The sequence below is a fragment of the Shewanella sp. ANA-3 genome, assembly GCF_000203935.1.
In the GTDB taxonomy this organism is placed as follows: Bacteria; Pseudomonadota; Gammaproteobacteria; order Enterobacterales; family Shewanellaceae; genus Shewanella.
This window is the reverse complement of record NC_008577.1, coordinates 3,584,493-3,610,053: the sequence shown is the minus strand read 5'-3', so window position 1 is coordinate 3,610,053 and position 25,561 is coordinate 3,584,493. Positions and strand designations below refer to the sequence as shown.

General features: G+C 48.5%; 22 protein-coding genes and 1 riboswitch. Of the genes, 11 read left to right on the top strand and 11 right to left on the bottom strand.

What is annotated here, in order from left to right; translation table 11 throughout:
* The first annotated feature begins 131 nt into the window (after positions 1 to 131).
* Positions 132 to 1,244 carry an LPS export ABC transporter permease LptF gene (lptF, locus tag SHEWANA3_RS15785; RefSeq protein WP_011623577.1) on the top strand — a complete coding sequence of 371 codons (1,113 nt, stop codon included), beginning with the start codon at positions 132 to 134 and terminating at the stop codon, positions 1,242 to 1,244.
* The gene (lptG, locus tag SHEWANA3_RS15780; protein WP_011717857.1) at positions 1,241 to 2,299 is read left to right on the top strand and encodes an LPS export ABC transporter permease LptG; all 1,059 of its coding nucleotides are present in this window, start codon (positions 1,241 to 1,243) and stop codon (positions 2,297 to 2,299) included. Before lptF ends, lptG begins: the two co-directional genes overlap by 4 nt.
* Before the next feature lie 106 nt (positions 2,300 to 2,405).
* On the opposite strand, the gene SHEWANA3_RS15775 is transcribed toward lptG, so the two are convergent.
* From SHEWANA3_RS15775 to SHEWANA3_RS15755, 5 genes are all read right to left on the bottom strand, one after another.
* On the bottom strand, positions 2,406 to 2,915 hold the full coding sequence (locus SHEWANA3_RS15775) for an RDD family protein (protein WP_011717856.1): 510 nt from the start codon (positions 2,913 to 2,915) through the stop codon (positions 2,406 to 2,408).
* Between the two features lie 39 nt (positions 2,916 to 2,954).
* A complete protein-coding gene (locus SHEWANA3_RS15770; RefSeq protein ID WP_011626864.1) occupies positions 2,955 to 3,212 on the bottom strand; it encodes a DUF2960 domain-containing protein in 258 nt (85 codons plus the stop codon).
* 37 nt (positions 3,213 to 3,249) lie between these two features.
* Positions 3,250 to 3,600, bottom strand: coding sequence for a DMT family protein (locus tag SHEWANA3_RS15765; RefSeq protein WP_037415674.1), 351 nt, complete (start codon positions 3,598 to 3,600; stop codon positions 3,250 to 3,252).
* Positions 3,600 to 4,094 (bottom strand): GNAT family N-acetyltransferase, encoded by a 495-nt coding sequence (locus SHEWANA3_RS15760; protein WP_011717855.1) that lies wholly within the window; start codon positions 4,092 to 4,094, stop codon positions 3,600 to 3,602. The genes SHEWANA3_RS15765 and SHEWANA3_RS15760 overlap by 1 nt, the downstream gene beginning before the upstream one ends.
* Positions 4,095 to 4,213: 119 nt before the next feature.
* Positions 4,214 to 5,707, bottom strand: coding sequence for a carboxypeptidase M32 (locus SHEWANA3_RS15755; RefSeq protein ID WP_086017267.1), 1,494 nt, complete (start codon positions 5,705 to 5,707; stop codon positions 4,214 to 4,216).
* An 81-nt stretch (positions 5,708 to 5,788) separates the two neighbouring features.
* Between SHEWANA3_RS15755 and SHEWANA3_RS15750 the strand changes: the two genes are divergently transcribed.
* From SHEWANA3_RS15750 to SHEWANA3_RS15730, 5 genes are all read left to right on the top strand, one after another.
* On the top strand, positions 5,789 to 6,355 hold the full coding sequence (locus SHEWANA3_RS15750; RefSeq protein ID WP_011717853.1) for a DsrE family protein: 567 nt from the start codon (positions 5,789 to 5,791) through the stop codon (positions 6,353 to 6,355).
* Positions 6,356 to 6,477: 122 nt separating this feature from the next.
* A complete protein-coding gene (locus tag SHEWANA3_RS15745; protein WP_011717852.1) occupies positions 6,478 to 7,113 on the top strand; it encodes a YqiJ family protein in 636 nt (211 codons plus the stop codon).
* A 33-nt stretch (positions 7,114 to 7,146) separates the two neighbouring features.
* Positions 7,147 to 8,925, top strand: a complete 1,779-nt coding sequence (locus tag SHEWANA3_RS15740; protein ID WP_011717851.1) for a flotillin domain-containing protein — start codon at positions 7,147 to 7,149, stop codon at positions 8,923 to 8,925.
* Between the two features lie 156 nt (positions 8,926 to 9,081).
* Positions 9,082 to 9,642, top strand: a complete 561-nt coding sequence (locus tag SHEWANA3_RS15735; protein ID WP_011717850.1) for a DJ-1/PfpI family protein — start codon at positions 9,082 to 9,084, stop codon at positions 9,640 to 9,642.
* Between the two features lie 390 nt (positions 9,643 to 10,032).
* Positions 10,033 to 10,341, top strand: a complete 309-nt coding sequence (locus SHEWANA3_RS15730) for a ribbon-helix-helix domain-containing protein (protein ID WP_011717849.1) — start codon at positions 10,033 to 10,035, stop codon at positions 10,339 to 10,341.
* A gap of 99 nt (positions 10,342 to 10,440) precedes the next feature.
* Here the strand turns inward: SHEWANA3_RS15730 and SHEWANA3_RS15725 are convergent, their stop codons facing one another.
* The 3 genes from SHEWANA3_RS15725 to SHEWANA3_RS15715 all read right to left on the bottom strand — a co-directional run bounded on the left by SHEWANA3_RS15725 (position 10,441) and on the right by SHEWANA3_RS15715 (position 12,720).
* Complete coding sequence (locus SHEWANA3_RS15725; protein WP_011717848.1) at positions 10,441 to 11,190, bottom strand: transporter substrate-binding domain-containing protein; 750 nt, start codon at positions 11,188 to 11,190, stop codon at positions 10,441 to 10,443.
* A gap of 118 nt (positions 11,191 to 11,308) precedes the next feature.
* The gene (locus SHEWANA3_RS15720) at positions 11,309 to 11,944 is read right to left on the bottom strand and encodes a DUF2913 family protein (protein ID WP_011717847.1); all 636 of its coding nucleotides are present in this window, start codon (positions 11,942 to 11,944) and stop codon (positions 11,309 to 11,311) included.
* Positions 11,945 to 12,072: 128 nt separating this feature from the next.
* Positions 12,073 to 12,720, bottom strand: coding sequence for a peroxiredoxin-like family protein (locus SHEWANA3_RS15715; RefSeq protein ID WP_011717846.1), 648 nt, complete (start codon positions 12,718 to 12,720; stop codon positions 12,073 to 12,075).
* Positions 12,721 to 13,009: 289 nt separating this feature from the next.
* Between SHEWANA3_RS15715 and SHEWANA3_RS15710 the strand changes: the two genes are divergently transcribed.
* Both SHEWANA3_RS15710 and SHEWANA3_RS15705 read left to right on the top strand, forming a co-directional pair.
* Positions 13,010 to 13,897, top strand: a complete 888-nt coding sequence (locus SHEWANA3_RS15710; RefSeq protein ID WP_011717845.1) for a hypothetical protein — start codon at positions 13,010 to 13,012, stop codon at positions 13,895 to 13,897.
* 312 nt (positions 13,898 to 14,209) lie between these two features.
* A complete protein-coding gene (locus tag SHEWANA3_RS15705; protein WP_011717844.1) occupies positions 14,210 to 15,505 on the top strand; it encodes a DUF1254 domain-containing protein in 1,296 nt (431 codons plus the stop codon).
* Between the two features lie 80 nt (positions 15,506 to 15,585).
* Here SHEWANA3_RS15705 and SHEWANA3_RS15700 read toward each other — a convergent pair whose 3' ends face one another.
* The 3 genes from SHEWANA3_RS15700 to SHEWANA3_RS15690 all read right to left on the bottom strand — a co-directional run bounded on the left by SHEWANA3_RS15700 (position 15,586) and on the right by SHEWANA3_RS15690 (position 21,092).
* On the bottom strand, positions 15,586 to 16,887 hold the full coding sequence (locus SHEWANA3_RS15700) for a DEAD/DEAH box helicase (protein WP_011717843.1): 1,302 nt from the start codon (positions 16,885 to 16,887) through the stop codon (positions 15,586 to 15,588).
* A 348-nt stretch (positions 16,888 to 17,235) separates the two neighbouring features.
* Positions 17,236 to 18,804 (bottom strand): methyl-accepting chemotaxis protein, encoded by a 1,569-nt coding sequence (locus SHEWANA3_RS15695; RefSeq protein WP_011717842.1) that lies wholly within the window; start codon positions 18,802 to 18,804, stop codon positions 17,236 to 17,238.
* Positions 18,805 to 19,277: 473 nt separating this feature from the next.
* Positions 19,278 to 21,092, bottom strand: coding sequence for an aminopeptidase P family protein (locus SHEWANA3_RS15690; RefSeq protein WP_011717841.1), 1,815 nt, complete (start codon positions 21,090 to 21,092; stop codon positions 19,278 to 19,280).
* A gap of 361 nt (positions 21,093 to 21,453) precedes the next feature.
* On the opposite strand from SHEWANA3_RS15690, the gene SHEWANA3_RS15685 reads away from it, so the two are divergent.
* Both SHEWANA3_RS15685 and SHEWANA3_RS15680 read left to right on the top strand, forming a co-directional pair.
* On the top strand, positions 21,454 to 22,245 hold the full coding sequence (locus SHEWANA3_RS15685; protein ID WP_011717840.1) for an ROK family protein: 792 nt from the start codon (positions 21,454 to 21,456) through the stop codon (positions 22,243 to 22,245).
* Positions 22,246 to 22,736: 491 nt separating this feature from the next.
* A riboswitch (cyclic di-GMP riboswitch) is annotated at positions 22,737 to 22,825 on the top strand.
* Between the two features lie 108 nt (positions 22,826 to 22,933).
* Positions 22,934 to 25,540, top strand: a complete 2,607-nt coding sequence (locus tag SHEWANA3_RS15680) for a glycosyl hydrolase family 18 protein (RefSeq protein ID WP_011717839.1) — start codon at positions 22,934 to 22,936, stop codon at positions 25,538 to 25,540.
* Positions 25,541 to 25,561 lie beyond the last annotated feature (21 nt).

Here is a 25,561-nt window from a genome sequence, read left to right as displayed (position 1 = left end):
GAAATATCCGTGACATTTATCGTTTGCCAGGAACCCCTGAAGCTGGTCAGAAAACTACCAAAAGTAAACAGTTTACATGAAAGTTAGTCTGTTACCAGCAAAAAGATAAGTTTAGAGACCGGATCCTACCTGTGATTGTATTTAGATACCTTATTCGAGAAGTTTTAAAGGCGCAAATTGCAGTACTTTTCGTACTGTTAACTATTTTTATTAGCCAGCATTTCGTGCGCATATTGGCCGACGCCTCAGACGGTGAATTTCCAGCTTCTCTTATCGCTACCTTGATAGGCCTCAACTTACCCTATCTTGTTGTTCTCGTTTTACCTTTAAGTTTGTTCCTTGGGATCCTCATGGCCCACGGCCGCATGTATGCCGAGAATGAAATGGTCATTCTCCACGGTGTTGGCGTAAGTGAATGGTATGTTACCCGAGTAACTTTGATCCTTGCCGTTATCAACATGTTGTTTACTGGCTATTTATCCCTCTATGTCGCGCCTTGGGCCGAGGAGCAACAAAACCAAGTGCTCGAGAAAGCTCAATCCGAGGCGGGCCTTGCCGCATTAGTGCAAGGGCGTTTTCAGGCGAGTCCTAACGGCCGTGCTGTGCTGTTTGTCGAACGTATCGGCAAGGATAACGATCTGGATAAGGTGTTTGTGGCCCAGTTGCCCGACCCAAATGACGAAATTGGTTTAACCAACGTGGTCGTGGCGAAGGGCGGGCGGGTACTGGAAGATCAGAACGGCTCGCAGCAGTTACAGCTCAATGATGGGGTGCGCTATCAGGGCAGCCCACAACAGAAAGACTACCAAATGATTGAATTTGGTGGCTATAAGATGCAAATCAAAGAGCAACAGGTCGATGAGCGTCGCCGTAAACTCTCTGCCTTACCGCTGACTGAATTGATGAAAGTCGAAGGACCAGAAGCCGTGGCTGAGTTCCATTGGCGTTTAGCGATTCCGCTGGCGATTCCTATCATGACACTTATTGCCGTGCCGCTGGCGCGAGTCAATGTGCGCCAAGGTAAATTTGCCAAAATGCTCCCGGCAGTACTGTTATATCTTGGCTACTTTGGCCTGATGGTCGCGGGACGTAAAGCCTTGCAGGATGGGGTGATCCCACAATATTTAGGCATGTGGTGGATCCATTTGTCGGCACTCATTATGGGGATTTTACTCCTAGGTAAAGACAGACCCTTATTTGCTCGTTTATCGACGGCAATGGCGCGTAAAAAGGTGGCCGCATGAAGATTTTAGACCTTTATATCGCCAGAGTTTTATTAAGTACTTCGGCGCTGTGTTTGCTGGTGCTGACGGGCTTGTCGGGCATCATTAAGTGGGTTGACCAGCTGCGTTTAGTGGGGCGTGGTTCCTACACTATGATGGATGCAGGCATTTATGTGTTATTCCTCGTGCCTCGCGATATTGAAATGTTTTTCCCGATGGCGGTGCTGTTAGGCGCCTTGATCGGTATGGGGATGCTGGCCTCGAACTCTGAGCTAGTGGTGATGCAAGCCTCAGGGATGTCGCGGTTGCAAATCACCTTATCTGCGATGAAAACCGCTGTGCCATTGATGTTGATGGTGATGGCATTGGGTGAGTGGGGCGCGCCAGTGGCCGAGCAAAAGGCCAATGAACTCCAAGCTATTAAACTCTCCGGCGGCAGTTTGATTAAATCCCACCGAGGCATTTGGGCGAAGGATGGTGATTTGTTCGTGAATATTGGCGAAGTCGCCGATATTGATAAGCTGAATAATATTACTTTGTATAAGTTTAACAGTGAGTTAAAGCTTACAAATGTGGTGCATGCCAAGAGCGCTTTGTTCAGTAAGGACAGCTGGCATCTTATGGATGTAAAGCGTACTGACTTAAGCTATGACGAAGTGAAGCTCGAACACTTAGACGAAGATATTTGGCGCTCAAGTCTTACGCCCGACAAACTCAGCGTAGTATCGGTCAAGCCAGAGGCCTTATCGATTCGCGGTTTAATGGGGTACTTAGATTACCTTAAAAATAATAGCCAAGATCCAAGCCGTTATGAATTAGCCCTCTGGCGCAAGGTGATGCAGCCTGTGACGGTTGGGGTGATGATGCTGGTGGCCTTATCTTTTGTGTTTGGACCGCTGCGGACAGTGACTATGGGGGCGCGGGTGTTGCTTGGTGTGGTTGCCGGGTTTAGCTTCTATATCAGTAACGAGATCTTTGGTCCCATGAGTATGGTATATGAGTTGCCAGCCTACGTGGGGGCCATCGCGCCGAGTCTGCTATTTACCGGTATTGCCTTTTACTTTATCCGGCGGTGATACACACGGGTAATAAAAAAACGACGCCATGGCGTCGTTTTTTATTGGGGCAATGTTAGCTTAATCACGGTTGTAAGGCTTAGATGCCAGATTTAAACGCTACGCTTTATGCACCATGCCAATTGCGCATTTGGTTGGCTTCCTTAGAAAGAACAACCACTTCAGAGCGGGTCATCATATCCTGTAGTGCGAGTTTATCGTCGTTGATCAGCACCCACAGATTACCAATGCCGAGTAAAGACCAGACGATGCGAGCGTAAGCGGTGATAAGGCTTAGGTTTTGGCCATTAGGATGTTGGATCTTAAGGCGCCAGGCGCGCATCCCGAGGGTTTGACCGCCCTTACTCCAAAAAAGCGCATAGAAAGTGCCTACGCATAGCACTAACCAAAGTTGATAAATCCCATGGTAAATCGGCGTGCCATTGAGGGCGTCGGACACATGTTCAAAGCCATTCATGCTAATCAGGCCCGAGGCCGTGAGTCCGAAGAAAATACCAAAACCGATGGCGCCAGCAAACATATACACGGCTACTGCGAGCAGCAGGTCATAGATCATTGCCCCTAAGCGGCGGAAGAATCCTGCACGGGGAAAGTTAGCATGTTCAGCATTTAACATCTGCAATCCTAATTCTAAATGGATAAATGACGATAAGGCTTAGGCCTCGGGTTCTTCATCACGTACAAAGTGGATATTGCTAAACCCAAAGCGCGCAAATTCGACCTTACGATAGTCTTTTTCAGCCTTGGCACCTTTGCGTGAGGTCATGGCAATTTGTTGTTCCATCGCGAGAAACTTGGTTAAGTCAATGCCTTCGGCTTCGGCCACGGCTTCGTATAAATCGCGGTGTTTATCATAACTAAAGGCGATGGTTTTCGTCTCACCTTTGAAGGTGTAAGTCACTTGACGCGCCATGGTTTTCTCCTGAAAAAGTCCTGAAATAAGTCTGGAATTAGTTAAATTCGCTTCTAAAAATAAAATACACCGCACCGAGAATACACAGGCCAGCCCAGAGATAGTCGAGTTTGAGTGGCTCCTTCATATAGAAATAGGCGAAGGGCACAAACAAGCTTAAGGTGATGACTTCCTGCAGGATTTTTAATTGGCCGACATTCATCACTGTGTAGCCGATGCGGTTAGCGGGCACTTGCAGTAGGTATTCAAATAGGGCGATGCCCCAACTGACTAAGGCGGCAATAATCCAAGGCTTTGAACCTAAAGACTTTAAATGCCCATACCATGCAAAGGTCATAAAAATATTGCTAAGACAGAGTAAACCAATAGTCGTTAGGGTGGGGTTCATCATTCTTCTCGATGATTAAGCTTATAAATCATATACATTGCATCGTCGGTATAGCTGCCAAGGCATTTCTCAATGGCCTTAGGTTTAAAGCCCATTTTACGCCAGTAGCTATCGGCGCCTTGTACCGCGACCAAAGAGAGGGAGCTCAAGTTAAAACGATCCGCGAGCTGCTTTAAGCGCATTAAGGCCTTGGAGCCAGCGCCTAAACCCTGAGCCTTTACCGAGATGGCAATATCGTGCAGATACAAGGTATCGGCCTTAGGTAACTGAGTGATGGGCTCATACAGTGCGGGAGGCATATTGGTGGTCCAAGGGTGGGCGAGGCAATAGCCCACCACCGACTCATTCACCTCAAACACAAAGCAGGATTGAGGTGAGACGTGCCACTTGCTTTGCAATACATGCAGGGGTTCAGGATCCAGTTGGGAGTAACATTCTTCCTGGATCTGTAAAATAGCATCCCAATCCTCTGGGGTGATTGCACGCAGTAACATGGTCGACCTTTTTCCGTCACAAAACAGTGTGAATAAATAAGTTGGGGATTATATACCCAAATCGCAGCAAAAGCTTTGAAACTCGCCAGTGCTGCGATTGTCTAGGCGGTTTACCGCGCTTAACCCAAATAACGTTGCTTCAAGTGTTTAGCAAGATATTGGCTATTGAGCGGCTCGCCTGTGGCTTGAATGATGAGCTCATCCGTTGTCAGTAATGAACCTTTGGACCAAATATGGCTGCCAAGCCAGTCAAATACTTGGGATAACTGGCCGTTATCGATGAGATTTTCAATCGGGCCTAAGCTTCGCTCCAGCGCAAAACGGCATTGGGCGGCATACATGGCGCCTAAGGTATAACTTGGGAAATATCCCAATTCACCCACGGCCCAATGGATATCCTGCATACAACCATCGCGATAGTTACCATCGGTATTGATCCCAAGCAGTTGTTGCATCTGGCTTGACCAAAAATCGGGGAGGTCATCCACGCTCAGACTGCCGTCGATAAAGGCTTTTTCGGCCTCAAAGCGCAATAGAATGTGACAAGGGTAAGTGACTTCATCGGCATCGACACGGATAAGCCCCGGATTGACGCGGGTATAGTGTCTTGCCAAGTCTTGGGCGCTGAACTCGCAGCCCAAATGCTGTTTAATCAGTGGTTGCAGTTGGCGTAAAAACGCGGGATTGGCCCCGAGCTGCATTTCACAAAATAAGCTTTGGCTCTCATGGACGCCCATGGAGCGAGCCAATCCTGCGGGCTGACCGCGCCATGATTTCGGTAAGCCCTGTTCATAACGGGCATGACCAGTTTCATGCACTATGCCCATGATAGCGCTGCTAAAATCGGCTTCATTATAACGCGTCGTGATGCGCACATCGCTGGGCACTCCACCACAAAATGGGTGGCTGCTGATATCGAGCCTGCCATGGTTAAAATCAAACCCTAAATAGGCCATCACCGCTTGGCCGAGGGCTTGCTGTGCCTTGATTTCGAAGGGGCCGTTAAGGGGAAGCTTGGGTTCACTGGCTTGTTTTGCCTGCACATCTTGAATAAGAGAGGGTAACCAAGTCTTCAAGTCGCCAAAGGTTTGTTCGAGCTTTGCCGTGGTCATGCCGGGCTCAAATTTATCGAGCAGGGCATCGTAGGGGGAGATGTTAAGCGCCTGCGCGCGAATTAAGGCTTCTTCCCTCGCGAGGGAGATCACTGCTTTTAGATTTGGTTTAAAACCTTGCCAATCATTGTTTTTGCGTTGTTCACGCCAGGCATTTTCACACTGGTAGGCCATTTTGGTTTTGGCCTGTACCAACTCTCCCGGCACTAAGGTCGCCTGTTGATACTGATATTGCATTTCCCTCAGATTGGCCTGTTGTTCTGGGCTCAGCGCCTCTTGCGAGGCTTGTGCGAGGTTATCGCCAAGCTCTGGCGCCGTTTTAAGGCTATGGATATGTAACGCCAGCTCTGCCATGGCATCGCCCCGTTCACTGCCGCCACCGAGGGGCATCATGGCGGCCTGATCCCAATCACCTAGCGCACTAAAATGTTCAAAATGTGAAATTCTCTGGAAATGGGCCGTGAGTTTATCGTAACTTGGCGTAGGTTCTTTGGCGTTCATAGCGGTATCCATAGACTCAATCTTAAGGTGCTGTCGTTATCTATTAGCACGAAAAAATAACAATAACAGGATGATAATATCATGCAGCCAAAATCACATCACACTAAAACCCTTAAAGCCATGACCATGGCGCTGTTGGTCGGTTTATCCAGTGCCGCCCATGCCGGAGCCGAGAGCTTTGCGCCTGGAACCGCCATCCCCGAATTTGGTGAAGTGGCTAAGGTCGAAAGCACCCTTGCGATCCCTGCGGGGATGAAGTTTAAGGTGGCATTCGATATGAGTAAGGCGGCCGATGTCGGCCAAGTGAATCGTCAGCTCGACAGCCTTGCCCGTTTTATCAATATGCACGTGGCTGCTGGCGTTAAAGAAAGCGATATTGAGCTAGCGATGGTGGTGCATGGCAGTGCCGTTGGCGATTTAGCCGATGATAGCTTTTATGCCAAGCAACACAACGGTGCGCAAAACCCCAATAAAGCCTTAGTGAAAACCTTAGTGGCCCACGGGGTGAAGTTTTATATCTGTGGTCAGAGCGCCGCTTATTTTGACTTACACAACGCCTCTTTGTTACCGGGTGTCGATATGGCCCTGTCTGCGATGACGGCCCATGCGATTCTAGCGCAGCAAGGATTTAGTCAAAATCCGTTTTAGGGTAAATTTTTTGTTTGGAAACTTTTTTGTTTGGAAACTAGGCTCGCCTTGCTATTCTGTCGCTCGTAAGTTGATAATTACAGTGAAGTAAATGGAATGCTGTATCGTTCAAGGAGATGACTATGTGGGCGTTTTTAGTTGAACAGCCTAACCTACCTTACACTATTGCCTTCGCCTGCGTGCTTGTCCTTGGTGTGTTTGAAGCCTTAGCCCTAGTGATAGGGTTAAGCATGATGAGTGCGCTCGACCAATGGGTGCCCGCCGATGTGGATTATGATGCCGAGATTGGCGGTACTGGCCTGACGGGGATTGCAGGCTGGCTATGTCTGAATCGATTACCCTTACTTATCTGGTTTGTGCTGGCACTGACCAGCTTTGCGATTGTCGGTTATATTGCAAATTACCTGAGCCTGCTCTTCACGGGCGTCTTGTTACCCCAACTATTTACCTTACCGATTGCCGTGGTTGGTAGTGCGTTTGCCTGTCGCTATCTCGGGCGGATATTGGCCGATCTGCTCCCTAAGAATGAGTCAACCGCCATATCCCTTGATGATTTAAGCGGTTATGTCGGCACTATCACCTTAGGCTGCGCCATGAAGGGTATGCCATCGGAAGCCGTGGTGCGCGATAAACATCAACAAAAACATTATGTATTAGTCGAACCCGAAACCTCGGGTATCGAGTTTGCCAGCGGCACGCAAGTGGTGCTGCTAAAACGAGAAGGAAGAGTCTGGTCTGCGACTCGCTTTGATAATTAATTTTCCAAAGCCATTAACGAAAAAGGAAAGCAAATGGATGTGTTAAATGATGTAACCAGTTCGAGCAACTTCGTGTTGTTAGTTGCCGGAATGGTATTGGTTGGCCTGATTGTGATTGGTCTGATTTTCGCCAAATTATATAAACGTGCGACGAAGGAAATGGCCTTTGTTCGTACGGGTTTTGGCGGTGAAAAAATTATTAAGGACGGCGGCGCAATCGTCTTACCCGTGCTGCATGAAACCATAGCCGTAAATATGAATACCCTGCGTATCGAAGTGGAGAAAACTCAAAAAGATGCGCTGATCACTAAGGATAGAATGCGCGTCGATGTGAAGGCCGACTTCTATCTGCGTGTGGCGCCCAATGCTGAAGGCATTTCAATGGCGGCACAAACCTTAGGTACCCGTACCACGCGCGTGGAAGAGCTGAAAAAGCTGATGGAATCTAAGTTTGTTGACGTGTTACGTGCGGTCGCGGCGGAAATGACCATGACCGAAATGCATGAGCAGCGCGCCGATTTTGTCCAGCGGGTGCAGAATAACGTCGCTAACGATCTCGAGAAAAACGGGCTAGAGCTCGAATCCGTTTCTTTGACGGGTTTTGACCAGACTGATCTGCAATTCTTTAATGAAAATAACGCATTCGACGCTGAAGGTCGTGCACGTTTAGCCAAGATTATCGAAGAAAAACGTAAAGAAACCAACGATATCCAGCAGGAAAACCGCATCAAGATCGAGCAGCGTAACCTAGAGGCTGAAAAAGAATCGCTAGAGATTGAAAAGGCCGAAGAAGAAGCGCGTCTGGTGCAGCAACAGTCGCTCGAATTTAAGCGTGCCGAGCAAAAAGCGGAAATTATTAAGCAAAAAGAAAACAAGTCCCGTGAAGAACGCGAAGCTGAAATTGCCAAAGAGCGTGCAATCGAAACAGCGGAAATCGAAAAGACCAAAGACATCGAAACCCGCGAGATTGAAAAGCGCAAATCCATCGAACAGGCACGTATTCAACAGCAACGTGATATCGAAGTCGCAGAGCAGGAAAAACACATCGCGGTAGCCGCGAAGTCGGAAGAAGAGTCTGCCGCCCGTGCCCGCGCCGCCGAAGCGGAAAAAACCAAGGTAGAGAAAGAAGAAGCGGTTATTACGGTGCGCCAAGTGGCTGAGGCGAATCGTCGTAAAGAGATTGAAGTGATCGATGCGCGCAAAGAAGCGGAGCGCGATGCAGTGGGCGTGACAGTGCAAGCCGAGGCGGAAAAACGTGCCGCCGAAGACAGATCGAGCGCGATTCTGATTGAAGCCCGTGCCAGTGCCGATGCCAAAAAACTGCAAGCCGAGGCCGACGAGAAGGTCTATGCGGTAGAAGCGGCGGGTAAACAAGCTCTGTACGAAGCCGAAAACGTGCTGCGTGATGAGCAGATTGCGCTGCAAAAATCCCTCGCTATCTTAAAAGCACTGCCAGAGATTGTCGCGCAGGCGGTTAAACCGCTGGAAAACATTGAAGGTATTAAAATTCTTCAAGGTTATGGCGCCGGTAATCAACTGGCATCGGGAGCAGATGGCGCTGTCGCGCATCAAGGCGGTATCGCCGAGCAAGTGACCAGCGCCGCGTTAAACTACCGCGCTAATGCGCCAGTGGTGGATGCCATGCTGCGGGAGTTGGGCTTAGTGCAATCTGAGTCTGGCACCTTAAACGACCTGCTCAATGGCAATAATGCTTTAACTACCGAAGCCTTAAATGTTGTGAAGTCGGCGAATAGCGGATTAAATGGTTATAGCCAGCAACATACAGTGATAGAGCCAAAGATAAGTAATTGATATTAATGGTTTAGATTAAAGCGCCTGCGGGCGCTTTTTTTATGCCTGAAACCGCAGCGCCAATTTGTAGTATTCCACTATTACCCTAAATTTAATGGTCGGAGTAGAGTGAAATCCGATGTTGCGTTTTCCCTTATCGAATAAAAGGAGTTTCTCATGGCCAGTATTTTGATCATCGCCGGTGATTTTGTTGAAGATTATGAGCTAATGGTACCGTTCCAAGCCCTACAAATGGTGGGGCACAGCGTAACGGTTGTCTGCCCTGATAAAGTGGCGGGACAAACCATTAAAACGGCTATCCATGACTTTGAAGGCGATCAAACCTATACCGAAAAACCAGGACACTTATTTGCCCTAAATGGCAACTTTGCCGGTACCAACGCCAGTGATTTTGATGCGCTGCTGCTTCCCGGTGGCCGTGCGCCTGAGTATTTACGCCTAAATCCTGCGGTGATCGCCTTGGTGATGGACTTTGCTGCCCAAGATAAACCCATAGCGGCGATTTGCCATGGCGCGCAGTTACTGACGGCGGCCGATGTGGTACGCGGTAAGAAAGTGTCTGCCTATCCAGCTTGTGCGCCTGAGGTGAAACAAGCGGGCGCCGAGTATTGCGAGATTGAGGTGACGGCGGCAATCACCGATGGCAAGTTAGTCACGGCGCCCGCCTGGCCAGCGCATCCTGCATGGTTGGCGCAGTTTAACAAGTTATTGAATTAACGATATTCATCTAACGTTATTTATGGCATAACAGTTCGGGTAGGGCTTAATACCAATCGTATTAAATATCTGTTCATTCAGCGGGAGTAAAACGGGCTTTAGACAAGGCGAAGGCTTGAAGGCATAGTGGTGCTCTGTCGAAAGCCTTAAACGCAGTATAAAGTGCGTTGAAACCCGCCCTTCGGGAGCCTCACAGGCATCTCACTCCCGTGTTACATTGACTTAAAAGGGAATAACCATTTCTTCGTCAATGCGCCTTGGATTGAGATGCCTGTGAGGCTCTGAACTGATTAGATATTTAATGTGATTGGTTAAGTTAAGTATTCGCTGGGGACTTAAGCTAAACGCAATGCTAGAGCTTAGCGCAATCGCCGCTTGGGGAGTGATATTGTGTGTGAAATCTATTCCGGTGCCGAACCCGAACTGTTTGAACTCAAAACCCGCTCCATTCGAATAGATGGGGTCGTGACGAGCGTGCGGCTCGAGGCTATTTTTTGGCAGATTATTGAAGAGATTGCCGAAGATGCCGAGCTGAGTGTGGCGGTGTTTTTAACCCGTATTTACCGTGAAGTGTTAACTTGCCACGGAGAGGTGGCTAACTTTGCTTCCTTATTGCGGGTCGCCTGTACCACCCATCTTAATCAGGGGCAGCGTTTGGTGTTAAAACCTAAGGTTGCGCTAAACGCAAAATCCTCTTAAATACCCATCTCATCTTTATGATTTACAAAAGACCAAGCTTGCTAGGTTAGTGCAGAGCTGGTTTCTTGTGAGCACTTAAAAACATGAGCTTTTATTGATTTAACTGGCAAAGGCTTGGGTGTATTTCTGGATAATCTGCTCCACTTTTCCATCGGCTTTTAGCTGTGCTATCGCATGATTGAGTGCGGGCAGTAGATCGGCATGCTCCTTACGTAGCCTTAGCACCAATACGCCATCGGAATGCACGGCGGCCAATCCTACGGGGATCTTAAGTTTGTTCGACCAATATAGGGCGGGATAGTTACCCGAGATAATGGCCGTGATGCGGTGTTTATCCAATGCCTTAATCAGCTCTTGCTCCGAGGTAAAATCGACACGGATAAACTCCTTGTCATCGTGGTACAAATATCCCCTGACGGTACCGATTTGCTTACCTTTAATTTCAGTGACTTCCTTAAAGGATTCGACATTCTCGGGTCTGGTCACCACGTATTCTGTGATGGGCATAATGGGATCGGATTTAACAAATAAGGGGCCAAAGTCTTGATCCGTAAACCAACTTGGGCTGACCACATCAAAGTCTAACTGGCCGGTTTCAAGGGCGTTGTTCGTCCGTTTTGGCGGCAAGGACAGGTTTTCGCCCTTGATATTGGCTAAGGATAAAATCAGTGGAATTAACTCAGACACCATGCCGGGAGCTTCGGGCTGATTCGCAATAAAATAGGGATACCAAGAATAGGAGCCGGTGATGTTGTACTTGAGTAGTTGGGCAAAGGAAGGCGGTGTAAACAACAGAAGTAATAAAACGGCGTGCGCTCGCCAACGATAGAGAATACGTCCTTTACCCATCTTATCCTTCACTCCTTGGTTAAACGAGCTTCGCGGTGACTGCGCTATATCTTACCTAGTCATTGTGAAAAAATTGTTATCCATAGCGCAGTTTCCCTATTCAAGCAGCTTTTTGGGCTTAAGCCAAGAGTAGGCACAAGGCGGGCAGCTGATTGTGCGGGTAAATTTGATAGGTCTTATGGTGTTTAATCAGGCTGGTCTTTTTATTACCTTGGCTTATCAGCAAACCATGGGAGAGGGCGATTTGAGTCAGCAGCTGCTCATCGGTACGAACATATAAGTTGATAGGCTTGATAAGCTGATTATCTTGGATGTGTTGAGTAAACTCTTTTACATCAATAACTAAGCTCGATTGGCCATCGGCGTCTAGCTTAAGCTTGGTGTTAATTTCGGTGTCAGTAAACACTAGCCATTCGAGCTGGGTTAACTCGGCAATCATAGCGTTTAACGCTGTACCTAACTCCACGTGCGAGTTTTCAACACTCTGATATTGATGAACAATTCTTTCCAATAACCGCTTAAGCTCGGCGCCAGCACCTTGGCTGCGCGCCATACGGATCCATGCCGTGAGATCGTCGGCCACCAGTTTCGAGAAACGCTTCTCTTTGAGCGCTTCAACCATCCAGTTACACAGAAAATGACTCTCCTGCGCGGCAGTTCGTTGGGCTTTTTTAGCTTGGGCTGAGGCGGTTAAATCGGCAAGACCCGCGCGGGCGAGTTCGAGTACGGCTTGGTTATAGGTTTGAGAATTCATTGTGGCTCCGCCGCGGGCTAAAGGATTGATCTAATGGAACGTGTCGTATCGATTGCGGCCAAGCTAGTTTAGCAAAGCAGCCGCTAAATCGATAACGATTCTTAGCGGCTGTTTGGACGGTGGATGGATTATTCTGGTGCTCCGACGAGGCTGGCGGCGGTCAGAATCAACTTAGGTGCGGGTCTCACCTTATAGTTGGGATTTACATATTGGAAATGGATTAATCCTTGAGTGTCAGCGATATAAATTGCCGGAACAGGCAGAACTAAGCGTTTATCGCCTTCGGGCGTTGTCCACAGTGGGTTATCCAGATTTAAGCGACTCAGGTAAGTATCAGTCACTTGTTTACTGGTGTAAAAGGCAAGACCAAAGGCTTGCGCTGCCTGCATTTTTTCATCGGAAAGCAGTTGATATTTGAGCTCGTTTTTAGCCGCTGATGCCTTTAGCTGTGCAGGTGTATCGGGTGAAATCCCCACCAATTGAAAGCCCATGTCGATAAGTTTAGGTTCGATGGCTTTGAGCTGGCCCATTTGGTTGTTGCAAAACGGACACCAGCCGCCACGGTAAAAGAAGAAAATGGTTGGCTTTTGTGCTGTTAATTTCGCTAAATCAACGCTTTGACCATTCATGTCTTGCAAAGTGATTGCGGGGATTTGCTCGCCATTGAGCAATGGACTCACCGAATATTCATCCTTGGCGATAGGTTGAGCTAACGTACTAAAACTGCCGAGCAATAGGCTGGTGGTCAGTAAAAAGCGCTGTAGTAGGGACTGCATCAGTCATCTCTCCGTATTATTGGGTTATTCTTTTTAATCAAGCGATTGAGCTAGGCTTGTGTCTTTGAGCCGGTCTAGGTTGTGGTGATACAAATAAGAACGGCTAACGGGCCAATTTATTGCAGTTTTAGTGGCATCTTTATCAAGGAGTATGAATTAATCGTTAGCGTGGTGGAGTTTCGTTGTGCTGTGACTCAAGGGTGTGGTGGAGAAGCATGTAGTGATACTATTGCTTGGATGTTCATAGGTTACAGAGCAATTCACTCAATTTTTCAATAGGAAGCAGTAAATGGATAAGGGATTATTTAACGCATTAAAGAAAGTCTATTATAAAAAGTCCTATCGCAAAGATGAGCATGGCTATCAGCAAAGAATCGATAATGGCGATGTGTTTGATGTTGATACGGGAACCTCTATCTACTCCTATCAAGGCCTATCTGATACCGAAATCGCATTGATTGAACAGAGTGGCTATCCGGTCAACGACAGGGTTAAGCTGAGTCATGATGATGTGGTGCTCGGCTATAAAGCGATACTAAAGCAGCCTAATCTTTCCCTCGAAAATTTACTGGCGGCCTATTTATGTGGTTTTTCGAGTTTCCCCCGCGGTCGACAGCCCATACTCAGCTATCTGTTTGCGAAGGCGCTGCCAGAACATACGATGCCAACCGATAGTGACATTTGTCCTGTATGTTCAATCAAAGCTGTTAATTGGATTGAGCAGGGGCAAGAAATCTTTTCCTGTTACGCTGGCAGTGTGTGGAACGAGCGCTGGGCGCACAAACTCATAGAATTACAAGAATTTTGTACGCTATTGCCTTGTAAACCTAGTGCCGAGGACGTGGCCATCTTTAGTGCTTTAATTGAGGCAATTCGTCAGGCTCCTGTTGATGAAACACCCGGAAAACTCGAGCAAAGGGTGAAGAAAGCCAAGATTATCCCTAAATTTAATAAGTACAGTTTCCGTGGCCAGCTAATGGTATTGGCAGAGCTTGGCATCATGCCAAATTCCTATGTTACGCCGCTCTATGAGACTTTTACGCCATTTGAGGATATCTGCAATATCAAATACCCCGGCAGTATTCGCTCTGACATCACCTTACCGCTTGCGGACTGGCGCGGCGAAAATCCCATTGATGAGGCTCGACTTAAGCAATTGTTTGCAAAGTATCTCTAAGTTTATTGTCTCTTCGGCGTTAGGGGCACTGTTTACCGTTAATCGGCGCAGTTTGAGGGCAAGTAGGCTTGAGTACTTGTACTCAATGGATAAAACGTGAGTTAGAACCGACGGGGTTAATGCGGGAACTCATGTTGAATTTGATAGTGGATTGAACAACTTATATAGGCTTGTGATTGAACTTAAACGGGTCTAGGATAAATTTCGAGTAGCGTGACTCGCATTTGTTGGCATCTGGATAGATAAGCTATTGGCTGTTGATAGATGAGCTTGGATTTTTACATTATTTCAAGTCTATACAAGGAGTTGTTGATGAAGAAAGTACTGTTTCCCCTCGCTGCAATCATGGCGAGCCAAGTCGTTTTTGCACAATCTATTTCGGATAAAAATGCTCAGGATGCATTTATCTATGGTTACTCGATAGATGAAGCCTATAAATTTTTCTACGAAACCGCAGTTAAAACCGATACTCCACTGAACCGCTTCCAAAATATTCGTCACATTGCCGACGATACCTACACAGCGCACCCCACCATTAACAACGATACCCTGCACTTAATGGGGTGGTTGGACGTGGCCGCTGAGCCTGTGATCGTGAGCGTGCCCGATATGGATAAAGGACGTTATTGGATCCTCCATACTATGGATATGGGCCATTACACCACCTCCATGGTTGGCTCTCGTTTAAGGGGCAATGAGGGCGGCCACTTTATGTTTGCCGCCCGTTCATGGAAAGGCGATGTGCCAGCCAGTGTGGACGAAGTGATTTATGTGGATTCGAATCTGATCAAGCTGATGGGCCGCATTATGGCCGTTGGCAAGGAAGATGAGAAAGTCGCGTTAAATTATATGGATGATTGGAATATCCGCACTTTGTCTGCCTATCTTGGTGTGGCTGGCCCGAAACCTAAGGAGCGCACTTACCCCGATCCCGAGAAGAGCAATTGGCTGCAACGGGTCAACTATATGCTCTGCGATGGCGACATGGGCACGGCCGATAAGCAATGGTTAGATCTGTTTAAGGATATTGGTCTGGTGCCTTGTAAGGAAGACTTAACGGCCGCTCAAATCGCTGCCGCTAAGGTTGGCGAAACGTTAGGGATGAAACACATTATCGAGTTAGCGCCAAAAATGACCAATGCGGGTAAGTTATTAGGTACCCGTGAGCAGTTGAGTGATGGTGCGCGCGATCTTTTCGCCGAAGGCACTTACCTTGGTCAGTGGGGATTGCCGCCCGATGAGTCCGTTTATCTGAAGGAGGAAAAGGGCGATGACGGTAAAAATCTCAATGGCTCAAATGGCAAAAAATACCTGATGCACTTTAAGGCGCCCGAGGTGAGTCAATTCTGGTCGTTTACTGTGTATGGATCGGATAATCGTTTAATGGCGCACAATGAGATTAACCGCCACAGCCGCGGCGATCGTACTCTTAAACCCGGCGCCGATGGCATGTATACCATCGAATTGAGCGCTAAAGGGGATGAGAGCAACAGCAATTGGCTGCCGATTCCTGAAAAGGATGCCTACATTATTATGCGCATGTACGGCCCTAATAAGGAAATCCAAGAGGGCAAGTATCCTTTCCCTAAAATTCAAGTGGTTAAGTGATACAAAACCAGTCGTTTAGACTCAATAAAAAAGCGTCCACTAGGACGCTTTTTTATTGGATAGGTGATAGTTCACTCTATTTACTTAAGTTTTTTCGCCTTACTTGGGGCTTGGCCAACCTTCATCTTCACGCGGCGGCCCTGCATGCTTTTCTCGGCGATGATCTGCTCGCTAACGTTGTCGAGTCGCTGTTGTTTCTTGGCAAAACTACGACGGGTTTGTAGCTGCTTTAACAGCAAGTCGCGGCTACCGACTTCGTATCCTGGCACGGTAATACGACGAATTTTTTGGCCGATTAGCTTTTCAATATCAGCGAGTGTGCGCTCTTCTTCACGGCTCACAAATGAAATCGCAACCCCTGACTTACCCGCGCGACCGGTACGACCAATACGGTGCACATAGTCTTCGGCAAGGAAAGGTAAGTCGAAGTTGACTACATACTCAAGGCTTGGAATGTCTAAGCCGCGGGCGGCGACTTCAGTGGCGACTAATACGCGCACTTTGCCTGAGACAAACTCACGCAGCGCGCGGCGACGGCTACCTTGTGCCTTTTCACCGTGGACGACTTCAGAGGGAATTCCATCTAAATTCAATTCTTTCACTAAGGTGTCGGCCGCATCGCGCGTCGCGGTAAAGACCAACACTTGTTGCCAGTTCTTCTTACCAATCAGTTCGGATAAGAGTTCGCGCTTACGGCGCTGCTCCACCGGATACACCACTTGGCTCACGGTATCGGCGGTGGTGTTTTGCTTATCGGCGCTGATCACCTGAGGTTTGACCATCATGTCGTTGGCCAGTTTTTTCACCGCACTTGAGAAGGTAGCTGAGAATAATAGGTTTTGACGCTTCTTATTCACCGCTTGAAGGATTTTTTGAATATCCGCATTAAAGCCCATGTCTAACATACGGTCGGCTTCATCGAGCACTAAAAAATCGATGCTAGAGAGGCTTAAATTACAGGCGGTCAGGTGTTCGAGTAAGCGCCCCGGCGTCGCGACAATAATATCGGCACCGCGCTTAAGCTTTTGCGCCTGAGTCTCAACCTTTACACCACCGTAAATGGTTAATACACTGAAATTTAAATACTTGCTGTAGGCTTCAACGTTGTCGGCGACTTGAGCTGCGAGCTCACGAGTCGGCGTGAGGATTAATACCCGCGCGTTCGATTTTAGGGTCTCGCTAGGGTTTTCTACCATCTTTTGCAGTATCGGCAGGGCGAAGGCCGCCGTTTTGCCCGTACCTGTTTGCGCGCTAGCCAGCACATCTTGCCCGCGGCGGATAGCGGGGATCGCTTGCTGCTGAATAGGTGTCATTTTTTGATAACCGCAATCTGAGATAGCGCGTAAAATCTCGGGGCAAAAACTAAAAGATTCAAATCTCATTTTGGATTCCTGTCAGTCACTTATTCAATCATTCAAGCGCATCATTCTATTGTTGAAAGCGCACTCTGCCGCACTTTATTCATTACAACAGCGCTTCACTACAAGAGTGCTTCAAACCTATGCACTTGCTTACGCATTTCCGCCACACTGTATTTTGCACTTTGTGTAGCAGAAAAATGGCGGGCGCGGAGTATAGCAAAATTTTCGGTTAAAACCTGTACTTTTTAACCCTTTGGGATTTTATAACAATCTGTAAGCGGTTTTAGATGTGGTTGAAACTGTAGAGGGGAAAACATAGAGGGAGAGTATCGCGCCATCATCTTAGTTGATAATGGCGCGACGGGAGTACTAGCCAAAGGCGCGGCGTAGACCTAGGGCCTTTTCGGCATTGTGTTTTAAATGATTCGCGGCATCACCAATTTGATGGGTGGCGGCGAGGTTTTCGCTGCTGGTTTGGGTGATGGAGTGAATGTTGTTAGTGATTTCATGCACCACTTGGCGCTGCTGATCTGCGGCCACCGCGTTTTGCTGGGCAAAGGTGTGGATCTCGCTCACCTCTTGGTAAATGGTGTTCACGTTCTCAGCAGAAGTTTGAATATCGTTAGCACATAGCTCTGCATGCTGACGGCTCTGCTCCATCTCCTTCGCCCAGGCATTTAGCATGCTGAACATCTTGTCGACGCTCTGGGAAATACTGTTAGTCGACAATTGGGTACGGCTCGACAGCGCGCGTACTTCGTCGGCGACAACCGCAAACCCGCGGCCTTGCTCGCCTGCGCGAGCCGCCTCAATCGCAGCGTTGAGCGCGAGCAAGTTAGTCTGCTCGGCAATCGAGTCAATCTCGCCCATGGCGCTGGCCACCCGTTCGGCTTCCTTATTGAGTTGATGGGCATTATTGGCGGCATCGGCCACGGATTTGGCTAATTGCTCAACCTTTTGGGTGTTGGCTTTCATATTGGCGCTGCTTTTGAGGCAGAGATCGTAGGCAGTGTTGATACTGGTCGAGGTCAGTTGGGTATTTTGTGCAACCTCGGCAATGGTTGAGCTCATTTCTTCCATTGCACTGGCGAGTTGCTCTAGCTGGTTTTTCTCTTGGTCTAGGCTGACATAGGTTTGTTCTGTCGTCACCACCAGCTGATCGGCAATCGCATGTAAGTGGTGGGCCTGATCTTGGGTGCGGCCAAGCACGCCGTTCATCTTGGCTTGCAATAGGATCAATTGGAAATCGAGAATCGATGAGGTATCGGCGCCTGAGTAGATATAGCGGCTGATGGAATCATATTTTTCTTGCATTTCAACCAGTTTGGCTGGAATGCGAAAGGCCTCATCGTAGAAGATCGCCAGATTGAGGCTCATCAGAATCGCCCCTGCGAAAATCACTCCCCAACCCCAAAAGTAACCCGCAATCAGTAACCCTGTGGTAGCAACGACGGCGGAGACAAATCGTTTTTGCATTAAACTCAGCGGTTTAGGGATGGGTTTGTTTTGTACTAGCCTGCGGTAGATATCCGTGGCTTTACTGACATAGGCCGCCTGCGGCTGAATACGCACCGACTGATAACCTATGATAGTCCCATTCTCAAACAGGGGAGAAACAAAGGCATCGACCCAATAGAAACCGCCATTCTTACAGCGGTTTTTGACTATGCCTCGCCAGGATTGGCCGGATTTCAGCTTTTCCCACATTTCTTTAAAGGCGGCACTGGGCATATCAGGGTGGCGCACTTTGTTATGAGGCTGGCCGATCAATTCCTCGGCCTTATAACCCGAAACTTCGGCAAAGCGTTGATTAACGTAGGTAATAATCCCACGGGTATCTGTGGTTGAAATCAATTCGTCTTGCGGTGTGAGGCGGACTTCCTGTGCGTTACTGTGGAGTTGGCTGGTTTTACTGCGGCTAGGGTTACTCTGGCTCATTTAGTGTGTCCATTCAGGGCCGATACGACTTTTTGGGTAAATGTAACTGGTAAAACGGGTGCCAGCTCTCATTGGAGTCGGCTTATTATGTGATAATGGTATCATTTTTGTGTGGGTATTGGAGAGCGGTTTTTAGCTTTACCCGCAACAAAAGTAATGATTTTTAAATTTTGTAAGTTTCTGCAAATATTGCATTTTTAATTCGCTTTCAAACGAGTGTTTATCCTGTTTAAAAGCAAATTTTAGAGTTTTGTATAAGGTCTGTTTTTAGCTTATGCCTGGCTAAAGCGGTTATAAGTTCATTTGCCTAAATAGTGGTAGGAGCTTAGGTGAAAAACATCAGCCTGACTATTGGACTAATGTCGTGATTTAGCTTGTCAGAACAGTAACATCATAGGTGGAACGGGTCTTGAAGCGACTCTAAATAAAAAGCCCAAGCATTGGCTTGGGCTTTAGTTTTGTGCCACTTAACGTTAGATGGCTTTTGTGACCTTTGTCAGCCACTCAAGCTCACTGCCCGACATTAATGGCGATAAGGTGTTAAACACTTTCTGATGGTAAGCATTAAACCAGTCGATTTCGCCTTGGGTTAACAGGCTCTTATCGATAAGGCGAGCATCCATTGGGATCAGCGTTAAGGCATCAAATTCATACATTTCACGCTCGGCGCCCTTTAAGGCTTCGCAGTGTTGCACTACCACTAGGTTTTCTAAGCGGATCCCAAAACTGTCGGCGCGGTAATAACCTGGCTCGTTGGATAACACCATGCCAGGCATTAGGGCGATGGCATTGAGATTTTTACCGATGCGCTGCGGGCCTTCGTGCACGCTGAGGAAATGACCAACTCCGTGGCCTGTGCCGTGGTCGTAATCAAACCCATGTTGCCACAGATATTGGCGGGCGAAGGCATCGAGTTGTTGCCCCGTTGTGCCTTTCGGATAGCGAGCCTGATCTAAGGCGATATGGCCTTTCAATACCAAGGTGACCATTTTCTTCTGTTCATCGGTCACTTTACCAATGGCGATGGTGCGAGTGACATCCGTGGTGCCGTCCAGATACTGAGCGCCAGAATCCACAAGATAGATGCTGTCCATCGTCATCATGGCAGGCGTGCCATTGTTATGGTTGTAGTGGCACATGGCCGCATTGGCGCCTGCGGCGGAAATGGTATCGAAACTTGGCTCGCGATATTGTGGATCTTCTAGGCGGAAGCTTTCTAACTTATCGGCGAGGGTTGCTTCATCGTGCAGACGATTGGCGGCGACTTCGGCATCGAGCCAAGCGAGGAAACGGCTCACGGCGACACCATCACGGATATGGCTGGCGCGCATGCCTGCTAATTCGGCGGCATTCTTCTGTGCCTTAGGCAGTGATACGGGGTCGATACCGGCGATTAACTTAGCGCCAGCATCGCGGGCGATATTTTGTGCCCAAGCGTTGGCAGAGTTCGGATCGGCGAGCAGTTTCACGCCCTGTAAGCTTGCCAAGGTATCGGCAAGTGCAGCTTCGCTCTTAAAGCTCACACCCGCTCCAACGTGTTCCTCAATGCCTTCAGGGAGTTTGCTCAAATCGGTAAATAGCTGCATATCGCCATTGGCGTGAAGTAGCGCGCAGCCGAGTACGACCGGCAGACGCGGCACGTCATTACCACGGATATTGAGTAGCCAGCAGAAGGAGTCCAAAGCGGCGATCAGCGCGACATCGGCGCCGGCTTTTTTGACTAATGCGCCAATCTCTGTGCGTTTTTGCAGGCTGGTTTTACCCGCACTCTCATTACTAAATAACGTGATTGCTGCACTCGATGGTGCAGGTCGGTTTTGCCAGTGTTTATCAATCGGATTCTGTTCGACGGCAACCAGTTCAATTTGAGCCTTCGCTAACATCGCTTTGGCGTTTTCAAACCACGCTAATGTGTGTAAACGGGCATCGAAGCCCACACGTGAACCTGCGGCAAGCGTATCGCATAGCCATTCGATTTGTGGTGTGTCGGTCAGGCTTTCATAACTAAACAGATTTGCATCCACCTGTAAGCGAACTTGTACCGTATAACGACCATCGGTGAAGATGGCGGCTTTGTCTTTTAAGACAATGGCCATGCCTGCTGAGCCAGTAAAATCGGTTGCCCAGTACAGACGCTCGTTATGCTCAGGCACATATTCGCCCAAGTATTCATCCGCGCGCGGGATGATAAAGGCATCTAAATTGGCACTGGCGAGTTCACTACGAATGGCGGCGAGACGGTTAGCAATCTTATTAGGTTGTTGGGATGATGACGATTCTAACGACATAGGGGCTCCAAATATTGGCATTGGCGGCTGACGTAGGCGACCAAATTATAATGCGTAATGCTGGCGAAAAGGATGCGAATTGGCGGCGATTATCGCAAGCTCAATGGCTAAGATGCAAGGGGATGGAATAAAGGATTTTGTATACAATTTTGTTTTTTAGGTATCACTTTGCGGTAACATGGGCTGTGATCTTAGGCGAATTCTCAAATTGAAATGTTATCTTTATCACTCAGTCCTCCCGACTAATTCTTACAAATTAGCTACTTAAGTTTTATTCAATCGCTAATATTGGCCCATTATGCTAACATTCGCCATCTCCGCTCGGGGTCAGAGGGGAGCACATGTATCAGTGGAGTTGGCGATGCAAACATTAACAATAGACGTGGGCGGTAGCAAAGCCCTGTTCGAACTTCAACTCAAGGGGCATACAGAACAATATAAAATCCCCACGGGTGAAGGCTTTAAAATTGAAGATTTAAATGATCAAATCGCGGCGCTGGAACGGGATTATGATTTACAGAATTACCATTTAGCGATCGCTGTACCTGGACTCGTACAACAGAATCGTTTGGTGTCCTGTAAATCTTTGCCCGGTCTCAATGGGCTAAGCTTTGAAACCTTGAAAACCCAAGGCGAACTTAAGTTTATCTGCAATGATATCGACGCCGGTATGCAGGCAACCTGTGATGAAAAATATGCCTGTGAGTTGTTAGTCATGTGTGGCACTGGGATTGGCATGTCGATCGCCTTGAGCGGCAAGGCTTTTACGGGGGCAACGGGAGTAGCCGGGGAGCTTGGGCATTGCCGGGTGATGACGGAGGCGGGGGAGTTTAGTCTTGAGCAGCTCGCCAGCGGCGATTCTATCCGCAGCCGTAAGATTGCTACTGCAGATGATTTATATCTCGCCGGTACTTATCTGGGGATGGGGTTAGCGTGGGCGGTCAATCTGTTTAATCCTAATCGGATCTGGTTAGCGGGCGGCATGATGAATAGCGCGCCATACTACAAGGGTTGTCTCGATAGTTTAAGACGCATGGCCCTCAGTGCACCGTTAGCCGAAATGAAGATTAATCGTGTCGATGATATGGAGACCTTAGTCTGCCGTGGCTTATCGGTGATCTTGGCAAGGGATTACTCGAAGGACGCCGCCTAACGGCTTCGATTGAGGTGCGAATAGGCCAAGATTGAGGCGTGATAAGCTCGTTCCGGCTATTAATCTTGGCTTGCTTACGCTGATATTGATTCAGATATTGATTCAGATATTGATTTCGTTTGGGTCGAGAACAACAGCATGCGGCCATCGGATTTGTGTGTTTGCAGTGCACTCTGCATATCACCTTGTTCGATGACCGCATTTTTGTTTGCACGAGTTATCGAACGGCGCCCTGCATAACCTCTTTCTTAAGACTTTCGATTTATTTTTATTGTCTCTCCTATTGGCTACGCGAGTCGATGATACGACTCTATGGTTTAAGCAATCCTTTTAAATACAATTTATTGCTCATTTTTTGAACTCAATAGCTCTACTTTTCTTTAAAGCTAATCCTGCGTTGATAATCGGTACAATGGCCTGTTTGTTAATATTTAGTTGCAATTTAACGCTATCGCGGCATATGCTAATTAACGTAATGACAACGTTGTCATTAGTGTAAAAGGCAAACCAATCGAAAGATTGGGACGCAAAGCCTCCGGTCTAAGGGTTCGTTTGTACCTATGATAGCGGGGATACCACAGGTTGTTTCTTCATGCTGCCGTTGTACGCACATGGTTTTAAGAGTGTTGTTTCCTGTCTACGCTTTGTTTGCCTTATTGATGCATAACTTACTCAATAGGGAAATCTCATGTTTAAGACTCAAATCTCCACCTCGGCGATGCTGGTGGCCTCGGTGCTGGCCTCCGCTGCCAGTTTTCAAGCCTTTGCAGCGCTCCCCGGTAAACCGACGTTAGGTTGGGGGGAAACCAAGTTTGCCATTATCGAGGTAAATCAAGCTGCCTCAGCCTATAACCAATTAGTGACGGTTAAAGATGCTGCCGATGTGTCCGTGACTTGGAACTTATATAACGGCGACATCGGTAATAAGGCGCAGGTGTTACTCGATGGAAATGTGGCATGGGAAGGCCCATCGAGTGCGGCGGGGACGGCCAATTTCAAGGTCAATAAGGGCGGGCGCTATCAAATGCGCGTGCAGCTTTGTAATAACGAAGGTTGCAGTGCCAGTGATGCGAGGGAAATTTTAGTCGCCGATACGGATGGCAGCCATTTACTGCCACTCAATGCGCCTTTGAAGGAAAACAATCGTCCCTATGCGAATAAATCCGGCAAAGTGGTGGGAAGTTACTTTGTGGAGTGGGGTGTTTATGGACGTAAATTCCCCGTCGATAAGATCCCTGCACAAAACTTAACCCATATTTTATATGGCTTTACCCCGATTTGTGGTGGCAATGGTATCAACGACAGCTTAAAGGAAATCGAAGGTAGCTTTGAGGCATTGCAGCGCGCCTGTGCTGGCCGTGCCGATTTTAAAGTGGCGATTCACGACCCTTGGGCGGCGGTGCAAATGCCGCAGGCGGGGGTGAGTGAGTATTCCGATCCCTACAAAGGCAACTTTGGTCAATTGATGGCGTTAAAACAAGCCTATCCCGATCTGAAGATCCTCCCCTCCGTTGGTGGCTGGACGCTCTCGGATCCCTTCTACTTTTTGGGGGATAAAACCAAGCGCGACACCTTTGTCGCCTCAGTGAAGGAGTTTTTACAAACTTGGAAGTTCTTCGATGGTGTCGATATCGACTGGGAATTCCCCGGCGGCAGTGGCGCTAACCCAAGCTTAGGGAATGCCAACGACGGACAAACCTATGTCACCCTGATGCGTGAACTGCGGGCGATGCTCGATGAGCTCAGCGCTGAAACCGGACGCAGCTATGAGTTGACCTCGGCCATCAGTGCGGGCGGTGATAAGATTGCTAAGGTCGATTATCAGGCGGCGCAGCAATATATGGATTACATCTTCCTGATGAGTTACGACTTTAATGGTGGCTGGACCAATACTGAGCTTGGACATCAAACCAATCTCTATGAGGCGAGCTGGGATCCTAATACCCGCTATACCATGGACAAAGGCGTAAAAGCGTTGCTCTCTCAAGGGGTGACGCCGGGTAAGATTGTGGTCGGCGCCGCTATGTACGGCCGCGGCTGGACTGGGGTGAATGGTTATAGCGGTAACAATCCTTTCACGGGCACAGCAACGGGCAAAGTCAAGGGCACTTGGGAAGCGGGCGTGGTGGATTATCGCCAGATCGCTAAGGATTATATGGGCGCAGGTTGGAGCTATGCCTATGATGAAACCGCCGAAGCGCCATCGGTCTTTAATGCATCTACAGGCGATTTAATTACCTTCGACGATGCGCGCTCTGTTAAAGCCAAGGGCCAATACGTGCTGACCAATCAGCTCGGTGGTCTGTTCGCCTGGGAAATTGATGCCGATAATGGCGACATACTCAATGCTATGCACGAAGGTCTAGGCCATGGCGAGGGTACAATGCCACCTGCGAATAAAGCGCCGATTGCCAATGCGGGAGCAGATATCACGGTAACGGGCACTGCGGATGTGACACTAAATGGCAGTGCGTCGCGGGATCCTGAAAACGGCGCCTTGAGTTATCAATGGAGCCAAGTCTCGGGCCCAAGCTTAAGTATCAGTAATGCGGATATGGCTAATGCTGTGGTGCAACTGAGTGAGGCGGCCTCGGATGTGGTGTATGTGTTTAGCCTGCAAGTCACAGATCCCGAAGGATTATCTTCAACCGATACTGTGACTTTAACCCATAAGGCCGAGACGGCAAACCAAGCGCCTGTGGTGACTGTGCCAGCGAGTGTAACGGTTGAAGCGGGGCAATCGGTGAGCATTAATGCGACGGCGACCGACGCCGATGGCGACAGCCTCACCTACGCATGGACAGTGCCCAGCGGTGTGGCTGCGAGTGGACAAAACACTGCCACACTGGTGGTGACGGCGCCGACGGTTACTCAATCGACCCAATACAGTTTGAGCGTATTGGTTTCAGATGGCGCCTTAGATGCCAGTGCAGCCTTAACCTTAAGCGTGACGCCTAAGGCGACGGGTGGTCAATGTGACGCAACTGACCCCAATGCGGCCAACTATCCCGCCTGGAATGCGACAAGCATTTACAACACAGATGATACCGTGAGTTATAACCAACTGGTTTGGAAGGCGAAATACTGGACTCAAGGTAACACACCTTCAAGAACCGCCGATCAATGGCAATTGTTGAGTCAGGTCGAGTTAGGTTGGGATGCGGGCGTCGCCTACAACGGCGGAGCAACCACCAGCTATAACGGTCGTCAGTGGCAAGCCAAATACTGGACTAAGGGAGATGTCCCCGGTGTCGCTGCGGTATGGACGGATATCGGCGCGGCGTCTTGCCCTTAGTCGATAGGGATTAAATACATT

Bases quoted from the DNA above. Each gene is read 5' to 3' on its own strand.
- SHEWANA3_RS15735 (WP_011717850.1), top strand. From the start codon at position 9,082: ATGGCCAGTATTTTGATCATCGCCGGTGATTTTGTTGAAGATTATGAG.
- SHEWANA3_RS15755 (WP_086017267.1), bottom strand. From the start codon at position 5,707: ATGAACGCCAAAGAACCTACGCCAAGTTACGATAAACTCACGGCCCAT.
- SHEWANA3_RS15700 (WP_011717843.1), bottom strand. From the start codon at position 16,887: ATGAGATTTGAATCTTTTAGTTTTTGCCCCGAGATTTTACGCGCTATC.
- SHEWANA3_RS15775 (WP_011717856.1), bottom strand. From the start codon at position 2,915: ATGTTAAATGCTGAACATGCTAACTTTCCCCGTGCAGGATTCTTCCGC.
- SHEWANA3_RS15770 (WP_011626864.1), bottom strand. From the start codon at position 3,212: ATGGCGCGTCAAGTGACTTACACCTTCAAAGGTGAGACGAAAACCATC.
- SHEWANA3_RS15745 (WP_011717852.1), top strand. From the start codon at position 6,478: ATGTGGGCGTTTTTAGTTGAACAGCCTAACCTACCTTACACTATTGCC.
- SHEWANA3_RS15740 (WP_011717851.1), top strand. From the start codon at position 7,147: ATGGATGTGTTAAATGATGTAACCAGTTCGAGCAACTTCGTGTTGTTA.
- SHEWANA3_RS15685 (WP_011717840.1), top strand. From the start codon at position 21,454: ATGCAAACATTAACAATAGACGTGGGCGGTAGCAAAGCCCTGTTCGAA.
- SHEWANA3_RS15760 (WP_011717855.1), bottom strand. From the start codon at position 4,094: ATGTTACTGCGTGCAATCACCCCAGAGGATTGGGATGCTATTTTACAG.
- SHEWANA3_RS15695 (WP_011717842.1), bottom strand. From the start codon at position 18,804: ATGAGCCAGAGTAACCCTAGCCGCAGTAAAACCAGCCAACTCCACAGT.
- SHEWANA3_RS15705 (WP_011717844.1), top strand. From the start codon at position 14,210: ATGAAGAAAGTACTGTTTCCCCTCGCTGCAATCATGGCGAGCCAAGTC.
- SHEWANA3_RS15720 (WP_011717847.1), bottom strand. From the start codon at position 11,944: ATGAATTCTCAAACCTATAACCAAGCCGTACTCGAACTCGCCCGCGCG.
- SHEWANA3_RS15765 (WP_037415674.1), bottom strand. From the start codon at position 3,600: ATGAACCCCACCCTAACGACTATTGGTTTACTCTGTCTTAGCAATATT.
- SHEWANA3_RS15715 (WP_011717846.1), bottom strand. From the start codon at position 12,720: ATGCAGTCCCTACTACAGCGCTTTTTACTGACCACCAGCCTATTGCTC.
- SHEWANA3_RS15680 (WP_011717839.1), top strand. From the start codon at position 22,934: ATGTTTAAGACTCAAATCTCCACCTCGGCGATGCTGGTGGCCTCGGTG.
- SHEWANA3_RS15690 (WP_011717841.1), bottom strand. From the start codon at position 21,092: ATGTCGTTAGAATCGTCATCATCCCAACAACCTAATAAGATTGCTAAC.
- SHEWANA3_RS15710 (WP_011717845.1), top strand. From the start codon at position 13,010: ATGGATAAGGGATTATTTAACGCATTAAAGAAAGTCTATTATAAAAAG.
- lptG (WP_011717857.1), top strand. From the start codon at position 1,241: ATGAAGATTTTAGACCTTTATATCGCCAGAGTTTTATTAAGTACTTCG.
- SHEWANA3_RS15725 (WP_011717848.1), bottom strand. From the start codon at position 11,190: ATGGGTAAAGGACGTATTCTCTATCGTTGGCGAGCGCACGCCGTTTTA.
- SHEWANA3_RS15750 (WP_011717853.1), top strand. From the start codon at position 5,789: ATGCAGCCAAAATCACATCACACTAAAACCCTTAAAGCCATGACCATG.